The 10,923-nt window shown below is 61.5% G+C and carries 14 protein-coding genes; 12 read left to right on the top strand and 2 right to left on the bottom strand.

Annotation, left to right across the window (positions count from 1 at the left end; translation table 11 throughout):
* Position 1 precedes the first annotated feature (1 nt).
* On the bottom strand, positions 2-244 hold the full coding sequence (locus U0029_RS00575) for an acetyl-CoA carboxylase (RefSeq protein ID WP_012418937.1): 243 nt from the start codon (positions 242-244) through the stop codon (positions 2-4).
* A gap of 38 nt (positions 245-282) precedes the next feature.
* Positions 283-1,059, bottom strand: coding sequence for a 5-oxoprolinase subunit PxpA (locus U0029_RS00570; protein WP_114852100.1), 777 nt, complete (start codon positions 1,057-1,059; stop codon positions 283-285).
* A gap of 257 nt (positions 1,060-1,316) precedes the next feature.
* On the opposite strand from U0029_RS00570, the gene U0029_RS00565 reads away from it, so the two are divergent.
* From U0029_RS00565 to hisG, 12 genes are all read left to right on the top strand, one after another.
* Complete coding sequence (locus U0029_RS00565) at positions 1,317-2,216, top strand: LysR family transcriptional regulator (protein WP_012418939.1); 900 nt, start codon at positions 1,317-1,319, stop codon at positions 2,214-2,216.
* 125 nt (positions 2,217-2,341) lie between these two features.
* On the top strand, positions 2,342-2,977 hold the full coding sequence (locus U0029_RS00560) for an OmpW/AlkL family protein (RefSeq protein ID WP_012418940.1): 636 nt from the start codon (positions 2,342-2,344) through the stop codon (positions 2,975-2,977).
* A gap of 379 nt (positions 2,978-3,356) precedes the next feature.
* On the top strand, positions 3,357-4,193 hold the full coding sequence (locus U0029_RS00555; protein ID WP_114852101.1) for an ABC transporter ATP-binding protein: 837 nt from the start codon (positions 3,357-3,359) through the stop codon (positions 4,191-4,193).
* Complete coding sequence (gene mlaE, locus U0029_RS00550) at positions 4,190-4,978, top strand: lipid asymmetry maintenance ABC transporter permease subunit MlaE (RefSeq protein ID WP_012418942.1); 789 nt, start codon at positions 4,190-4,192, stop codon at positions 4,976-4,978. The genes U0029_RS00555 and mlaE overlap by 4 nt, the downstream gene beginning before the upstream one ends.
* Before the next feature lie 12 nt (positions 4,979-4,990).
* Entirely contained in the window at positions 4,991-5,479 is a 489-nt protein-coding gene (gene mlaD, locus U0029_RS00545; RefSeq protein ID WP_012418943.1) for an outer membrane lipid asymmetry maintenance protein MlaD, read from the top strand.
* A 72-nt stretch (positions 5,480-5,551) separates the two neighbouring features.
* Positions 5,552-6,334 (top strand): MlaA family lipoprotein, encoded by a 783-nt coding sequence (locus tag U0029_RS00540; protein WP_012418944.1) that lies wholly within the window; start codon positions 5,552-5,554, stop codon positions 6,332-6,334.
* 30 nt (positions 6,335-6,364) lie between these two features.
* Positions 6,365-6,991 (top strand): MlaC/ttg2D family ABC transporter substrate-binding protein, encoded by a 627-nt coding sequence (locus U0029_RS00535; RefSeq protein WP_012418945.1) that lies wholly within the window; start codon positions 6,365-6,367, stop codon positions 6,989-6,991.
* A gap of 131 nt (positions 6,992-7,122) precedes the next feature.
* Complete coding sequence (locus U0029_RS00530; protein WP_012418946.1) at positions 7,123-7,932, top strand: ABC transporter ATP-binding protein; 810 nt, start codon at positions 7,123-7,125, stop codon at positions 7,930-7,932.
* The gene (locus tag U0029_RS00525; RefSeq protein WP_114852102.1) at positions 7,929-8,726 is read left to right on the top strand and encodes an ABC transporter permease; all 798 of its coding nucleotides are present in this window, start codon (positions 7,929-7,931) and stop codon (positions 8,724-8,726) included. Before U0029_RS00530 ends, U0029_RS00525 begins: the two co-directional genes overlap by 4 nt.
* Positions 8,727-8,729: 3 nt before the next feature.
* Positions 8,730-8,975, top strand: coding sequence for a BolA family protein (locus U0029_RS00520; protein WP_114852103.1), 246 nt, complete (start codon positions 8,730-8,732; stop codon positions 8,973-8,975).
* A complete protein-coding gene (murA, locus tag U0029_RS00515) occupies positions 8,975-10,240 on the top strand; it encodes a UDP-N-acetylglucosamine 1-carboxyvinyltransferase (protein WP_114852104.1) in 1,266 nt (421 codons plus the stop codon). The genes U0029_RS00520 and murA overlap by 1 nt, the downstream gene beginning before the upstream one ends.
* The gene (gene hisG / locus U0029_RS00510; protein ID WP_012418950.1) at positions 10,237-10,920 is read left to right on the top strand and encodes an ATP phosphoribosyltransferase; all 684 of its coding nucleotides are present in this window, start codon (positions 10,237-10,239) and stop codon (positions 10,918-10,920) included. The genes murA and hisG overlap by 4 nt, the downstream gene beginning before the upstream one ends.
* Positions 10,921-10,923 lie beyond the last annotated feature (3 nt).

Raw genomic sequence — 10,923 nt, 5'->3', positions numbered from 1 at the left:
CTCAGCCCTCGATGCGCAACAACGGCTGCCCCGCTTCCACCGGATCGCCATCCGCCACCAGGATTTCGGCTACGACGCCGGCCACAGAGGTCTCGATCTGGTTGAACTGTTTCATCACCTCGATGATGCCCACGATGTCACCGGCCGCCACCCTCTTGCCGACTTCGACGAAGGGTGCTTCGCCAGGACCGGGGCTGCGGTAGAAAGTGCCGGGCAGGGGGCTGGGAAGGTCTTGCTGCGACATGTTTTTTTCTCCTTGGAATATAAAAATCTGGGGATGGCTCAGAGCACAGGGAAGGGCGGCGGGCTGATACGGATTCCGGCCGCTTGCAGATGCTGGCGGGTCGCCTCGACCAACTCCAGCGCGCCTGGCGTATCGCTGTGAATGCAGACGGAATCAAAATCGATGGGAATGTCCTGCCCCTCGACCGTACGCACACGGCCCTCCGTGCAAGCGCGCAACACCTTGGCCGCCACCTGCGCAGGATCAAGCGCCTTGGTATAGCGCGTGAAAACAATGGAGCCGCTGGAGTCGTAGTCGCGGTCGGCATAGAACTCGCGCACGACCGGCTGGCCCAGTTCACGCGCCACCTTGCAAGTAACGGAGTTCTCCATGCAATAGAGATAGAGCGTGGGCTCGAGCTCGCGCAGGGTTTGCACCAGACGGCGCGACAGCGTCTCGTCTCGCGCGGCCAGCATGTAGAGCGCCCCATGGGGCTTGATGTGCTGCAAGCGCACGCCATGCAAGCGGGCAAACTCACGCAGCGCGCCTAGCTGATAAACGATATCGTTGACCAGACCCTCGGCGCTTTCTTTGAGATCACGCCGGCCAAAGCCCGCCAGGTCGCGAAACCCCGGATGCGCGCCAATGCCCACGCCGTGCTCGCGGGCCATCAGCACAGTGCGGCTCATGATGTTGGGATCGCCGGCATGAAAACCCGTTGCGATATTGGCGGAGCTGATCAGGGGCATGATCTGCTCATCAATGCCATCACCGATTTTCCAGGGACCGAAACCCTCTCCCATATCGGAGTTCAGGTCGATGCTCGCCTTGGTCATGAATATGTGTCTCCCAGGTGCTGCGCCACATTGGCGCCAGCAGTGTGGGAACAGTAGCCAAGGCTTTGATGAATAAAAAGTTCTTTTTTTAAATCACTCAATATCTATTTTTTAGATAACAAAGCGCGGCCAATTTTCAGATAATTTTCCAGTTCCCTTAAAAATTAAGGGATTTCCCTAGATATTCCTGGCGAGCTTTATTTTTCTAAAACAGATATTTTTAAGTCTTAATATCTATTTTTTAGATAAAGATCGCCATGTCTTTGACTCTGAAACAGCTCAAATACTTCGTAGCGGCTGCCGAACTCGGACAGATTTCGCAGGCCGCCATCCAGCTCAGCATTTCCCAATCAGCCGTCACCACCGCCATTCGCGAGCTAGAAGACGCGGTTGGATCGTCCCTCTTTGACCGGGGCGCGACCGGCGTGACGCTGACCAACACCGGACGCGCTTTTCTCAATCATGCGTACCACATTCTGTCTTCAGTGGACGAAGCCCTGAACATGAATGGCGCATCCGAAGGGGCGGCCGGCCGCCTGCTGCTGGCGGCGTCTTATACCGTCATCGGCTATTTCCTCCCCTATCACCTGAACCGCTTATCACAGCTGCATCCGCAACTAGACATCCAGTTACACGAACTGAACCGCAACGCCATCGAAGAGGGACTGATCGCACATCGCTACGATATGGCGGTGCTGCTGACCTCCAATGTGGTCAACCCCGAACTGGCGGTCGAACACTTCTTCGGCTCGCCGCGCCGCCTCTGGGTGCCTGCCCGCCACCCCTTGCTATCGCGCGACACCGTCACACTCGAGGACGTCGCACGCGAACCCTTCATCATGCTCACGGTGGATGAAGCCGCTCACACCGCACTGCGTTACTGGGCCGACACGCCATTTCGCCCCGATATCCGGCTGCGCACCTCCTCGGTGGAAGCCGTGCGCAGCATGGTGGCCAATGGCGGCGGCGTCGCCATGCTGTCTGACATGGTCTACCGCCCCTGGTCTCTGGAAGGGCGGCGCATCGAAACCATTCAACTGAAAGACCCTATTCCGCCGATGAATGTCGGCCTGGCCTGGCGCCGGGGTACCGAGCTTAGCCCGGCCATGCGCGCCATCCGCGACTACTTCCGCCATGCTTACGCGGTGCCGCGCTAAAGCCGACTGTGGCATCGCTTCCACAGAACAAATCAGAAATCTCTGTGTCGCTTGACCCAGGTCATAGCCGTAAAGCCCACGCTCTGCGAATCTGTCTGCATACGGATCAATTTACGGAGAGAGAGATGCAAGCAGTTTTCCGGCGCGGTCGCGCCATCGCCCTGGCCGCGCTGTGCGGCACCATGTTGTCTGCTCCCGCCCTGGCCCACGAGGAAGGGGACTGGCTGGTCAAGGTAGGCGTAACCCAGGTTCGCCCCCAATCCAACAACGGCAGCGTGCTCAACGGCTCGGTCGATCTGGACGTGAACAACAGCACCCGTCCGTCGTTCACCGTGACCTACATGGCCACGCGCAACGTGGGTATCGAACTGCTGGGCGCATGGCCTTTCGAGCATGACATTCGCGGCAGCGGACTAGGCACCATCGGCAAAACCAAGCACTTGCCCCCTACGCTCAGCCTGCAATGGCACTTTCTGCCAGACAGCACGGTGCAACCCTATGTTGGCGTGGGTCTGAACTACACCCACTTCTTTGACACCCAGGCTCGCGGCGCGCTGGCCGGCTCGAATCTCAAGCTCAAAGACTCCTGGGGCCTCGCCGGCCAGGTCGGCGTAGACGTCAAACTCAGCGAACGCTGGTTCCTGAACGCCGATCTGCGCTATATCGACATCTCGTCCAAGGTGAAGCTCGACGGCGAACGCATCGGCACGGCCCGCATCAACCCCTGGGTTGCCACGGTGGGCGTGGGCTATCGCTTCTAAAGCAGACAAGCCAAGGCAGGAACGGGGCCTTTCGGCCCCGTTTTACTTCTCTATGTCTGAAACCGGGCTTAGGCCTGCCGGTTGGCATCAACCAGCGCGGCGTCGATACGCCGGGAAAGGCCAGAGGTCATCCCACCCCTTTTTTCGCCTCGGACACGGGCTTGGATTGCGGCCCGCAGTCGCGCGCTTTTCCTAGCAAGGCAAGACGCCAATTTCTTGAATCGGCTTGACGGAATCCGATCCACAACAGGAAAACAGCAGTCCAGCCATACGGCACCCCTGGGCGAAAACGGGGCTCGGGCTACAATGATGGATTGTCGCACCCTCATCGTGCCCCCAGGAAAGGCCTTCGAGCATTCCGCAACCCTACCCGCTGCCCATGCCCGTTTCTACCCGCAACAGCTCGGAACTCGTATTGTCCTGCAAGGATGTTGCGCTAGGGTATGGCGACTTCACCGTGCTTTCGGGCATTACGCTAGAGGTGCACGCCGGCCAGGTGGTCGCTGTCATGGGCGGCTCCGGCTCGGGTAAAACCACGCTGCTGCGCGCGGCCACGGGCCAAATCGCCGCTCAGAGCGGCGTGGTCAAGGCCTTTGGCCAGGACGTCGCCCAGGCCAGCCCCGAATCGCTGCAAGGCCTGCGCAAGCGCATGGGTGTGCTGTTTCAGCAGGGCGCGCTCTTTACGGACCTCAACGTCTTTGAAAATGTCGCCTTTCCGCTGCGAGAACACACGAACGCCAGCGAAGCCGACATTCTCGACAAGGTGCTGGACAAGCTCGATGCGGTCGGCCTGCGCGCAGCCGCCCATTTGCGCGTCGCCGAGATTTCCGGAGGCATGGCTCGCCGGGTGGCCCTGGCCCGCGCCGTCGTCCTCGAGCCTGAACTCATTCTTTACGACGAGCCTTTTGCCGGACTGGACCCGATCTCCATGGGTATCACGGCGCGTCTGATCCGGCACCTGTCGGATCGCCTGCGCTGTGCCTCCGTGTTGATCACCCATGACATCCAGGAGTCATTCGCCATCGCAGATCAGGTCTACCTCGTCGGCCAGGGACAGATGAAGGCATCCGGGCCTCCCCAGACGCTGTCGGAGTCGCAGGACCCCTATGTCCGCCAGTTCCTGGATGGCGCGCCTGACGGCCCGGTCGCGTTCAGCTACCCCGAAACCCCGGCCTTCAAGCGCTGGCTGGGGCAACAACAAGGACGCAAATCATGAGCGCGCTGGGCCGATTCATCACCGCCATCGGCGCCTGGGTAGGCGATCTCATCCGGAGCGTAGGCTTTTTCACCCGCTTTTTTGGCGCTATCCTGGCGCGCTCCGGCATCATCTTCCGCCGCCCGCGCCTGGTATCCCAGCAGGTCCATTTCATCGGCAACTATTCCCTGCTGATCATCGCCGTATCCGGCCTGTTCGTGGGCTTTGTTCTGGGGCTGCAGGGTTATTACACCCTGAATCGCTATGGCTCCGAGGAGGCCCTCGGCCTGCTGGTGGCGCTGTCGCTGGTGCGCGAACTGGGTCCGGTCGTGACCGCCCTGCTGTTTGCCGGCCGGGCGGGCACCTCGCTCACCGCTGAAATCGGTCTCATGAAGGCCGGTGAGCAACTGGCCGCCATGGAAGTCATGGCCGTTGACCCCATGCGCCGTGTCCTGGTGCCACGATTCTGGGGCGGCGTCATCGCCATGCCCATCCTGGCCTCGGTATTCTCCATGGTGGGCATCCTGGGCGGCTGGGTCGTCGGCGTCGTCATGATCGGCGTCGATACCGGCGCATTCTGGTCACAGATGCAGGCCGGCGTCGATATCTGGGACGATGTGCTCAACGGCGTGATCAAAAGCGTGGTCTTCGGCATCACCGTCACCCTGGTAGCCCTTTATGAGGGTTGGCAGGCCCGCCCGACGCCGGAAGGCGTGGCGCGGGCCACCACCCGCACCGTGGTGGTGGGGTCTCTCGCCGTACTGGCCCTGGATTTCCTTCTGACCGCCCTGATGTTTGGCAATTGATACGGATTCATCATGTCACGCGAAAAAACCGATTTCTGGGTTGGCCTCTTCGTGCTGTTGGGCGCACTGTCGCTCATCTTCCTGGCGCTGCGCGCCGGCAACCTCAGCAGTTTCTCCTTCACGCCCACCTATGAGCTCACTGCCGATTTCGACAATATCGGGGGTCTGAAAGTGCGTGCGCCAGTGAAAAGCGCCGGGGTGGTGGTCGGGCGCGTCTCCAACATCAGCTTCAATGACCAGACCTTTCAGGCCGTGGTCACGATGAAACTCGAAACCCCCTTCAAATTCCCCTCCGACTCCTCGGCCAGCATCCTGACCTCCGGTTTGCTCGGCGAACAATACATCGGCGTGACCCCGGGCAGTGAAGATGAGAATTTTGCCGACGGCGGAAAAATCCGCTATACACAGAGTGCTGTCGTCCTGGAGCAGCTGATCAGCAAGTTCCTGTACGGCACGGCAGAAAAACAGGGCACGTCGGCAGCTGACACCGCTGCGCACTGAACGAGCCTTGCCGCGTCAAGCCCGCGGCGACATCATCAAAAAGACAAATATCTCGCGAAGGTGCGTTAGACCATGAAGATGCAGGCCCTCACTCGATTGACCACTGTCGCCGCCGCCGGGGCGGTTCTGGCCGGCTGCGCCGCCACGCATAACCCCGACCCGCGCGACCCCTGGGAAGGCTTTAACCGTGGCGTGTACAAATTCAATGACACGGTTGACCGGGCGCTCTTCAAGCCGGTGGCGCAGGGCTATACCTATGTCGTCCCGTCCCCGGTGCGCACCTGCGTCCACAATATGTTCAGCAACCTGGGCGATATCTGGGCCGGCGCCAACAGCATGCTGCAAGGCCGCGGCCACGATTTCATCAATACCCTCGGCCGCTTCCTGTTCAACACCACCATGGGGATCGGCGGTTGTATCGACGTCGCGTCGATGAATGGCGCGCGCAAGATCCCCAACGACTTCGGCGTCACGCTGGGCGTCTGGGGCCTGGGCCAAGGTCCTTACCTGGTGCTGCCGTTCTGGGGCGCAAGCACGGTGCGCGACAGTGCAGGCCTCGCCGTGGGCTGGTATGGAGACCCCGTCACCCTGCGTCAAGTCGATAACATTCCCCTGCGCAACTCGCTCTGGGGTCTGGAAATCGTCGACGCCCGCGCCAACCTGCTCGACGTGAGCAATACGATCGACCGCGTGGCCCTCGACCCCTACAGCTTCATACGCGATGCTTATCTGCAACGCCGTGCGGCCATGGTGCGCGGCAACCTCGCCGACGACGAAGCGGCACTGCCCAACTATGAGGACGAAGATGACGACACGTCCTCCCAGGCGCCTGCCGCCAAGCCACTGGCCAAGTAAGGCCGGCAGGTGACTAATCAAGGAGTTTTTATGCGGTTCTCTGTTGTTTCTTTTTTTCAACGCCTGCTGCTGGTCGCGGCCGTCACACTGGGTGGCGCCGCAGCAGCCCAGACGGTCAACCCCAATGGCCCGCCGGATCAGTTCGTCCTGAACGCGGCCGAGAAAGCCATTGATGTGCTGAAACAGGACGCCGGCGTGAAGTCCGGCGACCTGAACCGCGTTAATCAGGTGGTCGATCAATACATCCTGCCCTACGTCAACTTCGAGAAAACCACGCGTCTGGCGGCCGGCCGTTTCTGGCGTCAAGCCACCCCAGAGCAAAAACAGCGGCTGGCCGAAGCCTTCCGCGGCACCCTGGTGCGCACCTATAGCGGCGCGCTCGTCAAGGTGGACAACGGCACCACGATCAAACTGCTGCCCCAGCGTGGCGATCCCAACGCCAACGACGTTGTCGTGCGCTCCCTCATCAGCCAAACCAATTCGCAGCCCGTACAGGTCGATTACCGCCTGGAAAAAACCCCCCAGGGCTGGCGCATTTATGACCTCAACGTCGAAGGCATCTGGCTGATCGAGAACTACCGCAATCAGTTTGCGCAGCAAATCAATCAAAACGGCATCGACGGTCTGATCGATGCCCTGAACCGCCGCAATCAATAAGGCCGGCCGGGCGCTGCCAAGGCTGACGACACGAGGGGTAATTCGTCCGATAGGGTGATACCCCCCTCTATAATGCTGGTTTCGCTCTTACGGGCGCACGCCGGGCAGGCCCCGGAAATCCCGCCGCGTTTATGCCAGCCGTCAGCCTCGAACACGTCTCCAAAATCTACCCTCCACGCCAGCAAGGCTGGAAAACCCTGTTTGGCGCCGCCGCCGAGCCGGGCTTTCAGGCGCTCAACGATGTCAGCCTGCACATCGAGCACGGCGAGTTCTTCGGTCTGCTCGGTCCCAACGGCGCCGGCAAAACCACCCTGATATCCATTCTTGCCGGATTGGCCCGGGCCACTCAAGGACGCGCCAGCGTCTGCGGGTATGACGTGATCGCCCAATACAAAGAGGCGCGCCGGGCGCTGGGTGTCGTGCCTCAAGAATTGGTCTACGACCCCTTTTTCACAGTCCGCGAGACACTCCGCCTGCAATCGGGTTATTTCGGCCTGCGCAACAATGACGACTGGATCGACGAAATCCTGTTCAATCTTGGCCTGGCTGACAAAGCCGACGCCAATATGCGCGCCCTGTCGGGCGGCATGAAGCGCCGCGTGCTGGTCGCGCAGGCGCTGGTGCACCGCCCGCCGGTCATCGTGCTAGACGAGCCTACTGCCGGCGTGGACGTCGATTTGCGCCGCACGCTCTGGGAGTTCATCTCGCGCCTGAACCGCGCTGGCCACACCATCATGCTCACGACCCACTACCTCGAAGAAGCCGAGGCCCTGTGCGGCCGCATCGCCATGCTCAAAGGCGGGCGCATCGTTGCCCTGGACACCACCCAGGCGCTGCTGGCGCGCGTAGGCGGCGTAGACCTCGAAGATGCCTTCGTGCGCATCATGCGCCAGGATGACCCGGACTTCGTTCCCCTTACCGGCGAGGAGACGCTTTCGTGAACCCGAACCAAGCACTCGTGCAACCACGGCTGGACGCCGGCTCGGGTTTTCCGACCCTGTTGCGCAAGGAGTTGCTGCGCTTCTGGAAAGTCAGTTTCCAGACCATTGCCGCGCCTGTCATCACTGCCTTGCTTTATCTGCTGGTGTTCGCCCATGTGCTCGAGGGGCGTTTGATGGTGTACGGCTCGGTGCCGTACACCGCCTTCCTGATCCCCGGGCTCATGATGATGAGCATGTTGCAAAACGCCTTCGCCAACCCCTCGTCTTCGCTCATACAGAGCCGGATCACGGGCAACCTGGTGTTTGTGCTGCTGCCGCCGATCTCGCATCGCGAAATCTTTTCCGCCTATGTCATCGCCGCCGTGGTTCGGGGTCTGGCGGTCGGCCTCTGCGTCTGGCTGGTGGCCTTGTACTTCGTGCCGCTGATGCCGGCGCAACCTGTTTGGGTGCTGGTTTTCGCGGTGCTGGCCTGTGGCATCATGGCCGTGCTGGGCCTGGTGGCCGGGCTGTGGTCTGAGAAATTCGATCAACTGGCCGCATTCCAGAACTTTCTCGTCATGCCGGCTACCTTTCTGTCCGGCGTGTTTTACTCTATCCACACCTTGCCGCCGTTCTGGCAGGCCGTCTCGCACTGGAACCCGATTTTCTACACCATCGACGGCTTCCGTCATGGCTTCTTCGGCGTTTCAGATGTGTCGCCCTGGCAAAGTCTGGCCGTCGTGACGGGTGTATTCGTTGTCCTTTCTTTATTCGCGCTGCGGCTTCTGGCGCGCGGCTACAAGCTCCGGAACTGATCCATGCTTCCCACCCCCGAGCAAGTCCGCCAATACATTGCGGACGGCCTGTCCTGTGAACACCTGGACGTGCAAGGCGACGGCTCGCATTTCGATGCCGTCATCGTCAGCACCGCCTTCGAAGGCAAGCGCCTGATCGCACGCCATCAACTGGTTTACGCCGCCCTGGGCGACCGCATGAAAGCGGAAATCCACGCCCTATCGATGCGCACGCTCACGCCCGAAGAGTTCCACAAGGCAGGGCGCTGATGGACAAGCTGCGCATCACCGGCGGCGCCCGGTTGCATGGCGAGGTCGTGATTTCCGGCGCCAAGAACTCGGCGCTGCCCATTTTGTGCGCCAGCCTGCTCACCGCCGATCCCGTCCGCCTGAGCAATGTGCCCCAGCTCAACGACACGCGCACCATGTTGCGCCTGTTGGGCCAGATGGGCGTGAAAGCGGAAAGCGCGCAAACCTCGGTCAACCTCCAGGCTGATCAGGTCCACAGCCTGGAAGCTCCCTATGAGTTGGTCAAGACCATGCGCGCCTCTATCCTGGTGCTGGGTCCGCTGCTCGCCCGCTTCGGCGAGGCGCGCGTGAGCCTGCCGGGAGGCTGCACCATCGGTCAACGGCCGGTGGATCAGCACATCAAGGGGCTGGAAGCCCTCGGCGCGCAGATCACGATGGAACACGGCTTTGTCGTGGCGCGCGCCAAACGCCTGAAAGGCGCATCGGTGCGCACCGACATGGTGACGGTCACGGGGACGGAAAATCTGCTGATGGCGGCGGCGCTGGCCGAAGGCCAAACGATTCTGGAAAACGCCGCGCGCGAACCCGAGGTCATCGATCTGGCCGAACTGCTCATCAAGATGGGCGCCCGGATTCAAGGCCACGGCACCGACCGCATCGTGATCGACGGCGTCGAACGTTTGCACGGCGCCGACCATACCGTCATCTCCGACCGCATCGAAGCGGGTACGTTTCTATGCGCCGTCGGTGCGACAGGCGGGGATATCACGCTGCGCAACACCGACGCGGCCATCATGGGCGCCACGCTGGACAAGCTCACCGAGGCCGGACTGCATATCGAAAGCGGTCCGGGCTGGATTCGTGGCGTCATGAACGGCCGCCCCAAGCCGGTTGGCATACGCACCCATGAATACCCCGGCTTCGCCACCGATATGCAGGCCCAGCTGATGGCTTTGAACACGATCGCCGATGGCACCGCCATCGTGGTCGAAAATATCTTTGAAAACCGCTTCATGCACGTGCAGGAACTATGCCGACTGGGCGCGGACATCGACATCGACGGCCACACGGCCGTGGTGCGGGGTGTCGCCCGGCTCTCCGGCGCCACTGTCATGGCTACCGACCTGCGTGCGTCGGCCAGCCTGGTGATCGCCGGCCTGGCCGCTGAAGGGGACACGCTGATCGACCGCATTTATCATCTGGATCGCGGCTACGATCGCATGGAAATCAAACTGCGCAATCTCGGTGCGCGCATCGAGCGCGTCACCGGCAAGGAAGATGAATGAGCATCGCTGCGGCTCCCCTGACCCTGGCACTGTCCAAGGGACGCATTTTTGAAGAAACTCTGCCCCTGCTGGCCGAGGCCGGCATCGGCGTCGTCGAAAGCCCGGAGAGCTCGCGCAAGCTGATCCTGCCCACTAGCGACCCCGGTCTGCGGCTGATCATCGTGCGCGCCTCCGACGTTCCCACCTATGTTCAATATGGCGCCGCCGACTTCGGCATCGCCGGCAAGGATGTGCTGATCGAACACGCGGCTGGCCAGGCTGGCCGCCTGTATCAGCCCATCGATCTGAACATCGCCAAATGCCGCCTGAGCGTGGCCGTGCGCGAGGACTTCGATTACGCGGCGGCCGTGCACCAGGGGGCTCGCCTGCGGGTGGCCACCAAATACGTGCAGTCCGCCCGCGAACACTTCGCCAGCAAGGGCGTTTACGTCGATCTCATCAAACTGTACGGCTCGATGGAGTTGGCGCCGCTGGTCGGCCTGGCCGACGCCATCGTCGATCTGGTGTCCACCGGCGGCACGCTGCGGGCCAACGGGCTGCGTGAAGTCGAGACCATCATGCCGATTTCCTCGCGTCTCATCGTCAACCAGGCTTCTCTGAAAACACGCGGCGCCAGCCTGCAGCCGCTGCTTGACGCGTTCCAGCGCGCGAGCCAGGGCCAAGCCGACTCCAATAGCTGACCT

The sequence above is a fragment of the Bordetella avium genome, assembly GCF_034424645.1.
GTDB lineage: Bacteria > Pseudomonadota > Gammaproteobacteria > Burkholderiales > Burkholderiaceae_B > Bordetella > Bordetella avium.
Note: the sequence above shows the minus strand (reverse complement) of the source record. Positions and strands in the feature narration are given on the sequence as shown.